Origin of the sequence: Stieleria neptunia, assembly GCF_007754155.1 — a bacterium.
GTDB lineage: Bacteria > Planctomycetota > Planctomycetia > Pirellulales > Pirellulaceae > Stieleria > Stieleria neptunia.
Window position 1 is genome coordinate 1,907,210 of record NZ_CP037423.1, and the last position, 1,960, is coordinate 1,909,169.

Annotated in this window: 2 protein-coding genes; both read right to left on the reverse strand. The window is 58.2% G+C overall.

Annotation, left to right across the window (positions count from 1 at the left end; genetic code table 11):
* Positions 1–85: 85 nt before the first annotated feature.
* Positions 86–718, reverse strand: a complete 633-nt coding sequence (locus tag Enr13x_RS06665; protein WP_145385286.1) for a Uma2 family endonuclease — start codon at positions 716–718, stop codon at positions 86–88.
* A 116-nt stretch (positions 719–834) separates the two neighbouring features.
* Complete coding sequence (locus Enr13x_RS06670; protein ID WP_145385287.1) at positions 835–1,557, reverse strand: hypothetical protein; 723 nt, start codon at positions 1,555–1,557, stop codon at positions 835–837.
* Between the last annotated feature and the right edge of the window lie 403 nt (positions 1,558–1,960).

Genomic DNA, 1,960 nt, shown 5'->3' on the forward strand with positions numbered 1-1,960 from the left:
CCAGTCGCGTCAGCGGCACGACTGGTCGCCAATCAGTCTACCACATCTCAGTCGGGGAGAATCAACTCGCTCGCGTCCACATTTGTCAGACCACTTCGTCCGCCAACCGCATCACTTGGTCCACGGGCAACTCGAACGTGGGCAAGAACGATCCGCGTGCGGTTTCACCGGATCGAAAAATTCCGACTTCGTCGTAGGCGTCACCGTTAAGTCTCAACACGGTCACGGTCCGATCGAAAGGGTCGATGATCCAATACTCCTGGACTCCGCCTCGGGCGTAGTCCGAGCGTTTGGCGACATAGTCGCGATGCCTCGCTTCGGCACCTTCACTGACCACCTCCACGGCGATGTCTAATCGATCGGGATAAGACGTCGGTGAACGGGGGAAGCAGGGGGGCGTCAGGTACAAGAGATCGGGTTCACGAATCGTACCGGCAAACAGCGTCACCGGCAGCGGTGCCTGTAAGACTCGCGCATCATCGCCGACCGCAGCGCTCGCCGATCGCATCAATCCGGCGACGAAATCCACGATCATTTGATGCATCCATGTCGGCAGCGGCAACACCTCCAGGCAGCCTTCGGATAATTCCACCAAGCGGTCGGTCGGAAGTCGAAAATAATCTTCCTCTCTCCATTGCCCCTGCAGCGGGAACAATCTCGCTAGTTCCCAAGCAGGGGCTGCGTCAGAAGACGGCGAGGGTGGTGTCGACGAGGACATCAATCAAGATTAAAGGGTTGGGTTCATCTGGTCAGGTGTGCGTACAGGTTTACGTACAGCGTACAGGTTTAAGTACAGCGTAGCGGTGACGATCACGCCTCACGTAATCCTCGATTCTAACCGATTTTTTCGCCTCGGCGACATCGTCGCACGTACACGCCCAGCAGAGTTGCCATGAGGAAGGCGGCGGATCCGGGTTCGGGAATCGCGGTCGGGATCGTGAAACGACTTTGTTCCGATCCCAGCGGTGAGGTATAGACGGGATTGACCAGCATCGTCTGTTGAGCACCCGACGGCCGGATCGCGATCGACGTCGTCCGGGTCGACGAGCCGTCGGGGACGCCAAAGATGTCCAAGGTGATCGTGTCACCGGGTTGCAAGCCGAGCCCGCTGTAATCAAAGGTCAACGTCCCGATTTCAAACGGATCGGTGTTGGTGATTTCAAACGGAACCGGCGGGGCCGGAAGAAACGACTCCAGCACAATTTGCGATTCGAAACCGGCTGAACCGGTGCCGAATTGGCGGCCGTCGAACCAGGCGGCAAACGTCGTCCTGGCGTCGAATCGGACCCGACCGTAATCGGTCAGCGGAGTCGCATTGATGGTGCTCTCGACGATGTCCAAATTAATCCATTCGACCACGTCGCCGATTGCATCGGCCGTACCGGACAACACCAGGTCGGTCTCGAAGCGTTCGCCCGTAGCCGCCCGCGACGGCGCCAAGTACGCGACGATGTCTGCCGGGCAAGGTCGGACGCTTAAACATCCGAACCAGCCGAACGCAATGACGCCGATCAGCGATGGCCAGACGGATCGGCGATCAAGCAATCGATGGAACATGGGGCCGAGGGAGCCTTGGGAAGTGACGGTTTGACAATGCTAAATCGAGCCGGGATCAAAAGCAAGCTTGCAATTGGGTCGGATACCACTAACCTTTGGGGGTCGCAGGGATACCCGGACGCGACGGACAGGGGCGTTGGATTTCTGATCTCCGTTCTTGCGCGGGAAGACGATCGAGTTGCGAACGCGGAATGTTCGCGTTTTCCTGGTCTGCTGTTCGCGCCGATGTCTTGTCGGTTTCGCGTCTGACTCTTTGCGATCCTATTCCCACGTTTCTCGGTCGGGAACGGAATAAGGGCCACGTTTCCGCACATCGCATGGCGAATTCCTCGTCTGGATCGCGACAGCGAATGACGTCGCCTTTCCTCGTTCCAGTGCCGAATCGAATTGGTAGGCATCTCGG